1 pseudogene is annotated in these 242 nt (G+C 36.0%); it reads left to right on the plus strand.

Going from position 1 to position 242, the window contains the following annotated elements:
- Positions 1-144: 144 nt before the first annotated feature.
- Positions 145-242: pseudogene (locus tag RYX56_RS24760) on the plus strand (TIGR01212 family radical SAM protein); the annotation flags it as partial.

A 242-nucleotide genomic window follows, 5' to 3' on the forward strand; every position in this document is an offset into this window, starting at 1 on the left:
TTCATTTCTTATTGTGTTCCCCGATCTTTTTTCTATTACGCAAACAGGTTGATAATAACTGGCAAGACCATTAGATTTGGATCGGTACCTGCTTCATGATAAAATGAATCTTATGCAAATTTTTTATCAAGGAGGTTTCCTGAAATGCTTCAGACAAAACCTTTTCCATATGCATCAGATGATAAACGGTACCATACGTGGAATTACCATTTACGCCAGCAGTTCGGGCATAAAGTATTTAA

Source organism: Alkalihalophilus lindianensis, assembly GCF_032843265.1.
Lineage (GTDB): Bacteria > Bacillota > Bacilli > Bacillales > Bacillaceae_D > Alkalihalophilus > Alkalihalophilus lindianensis.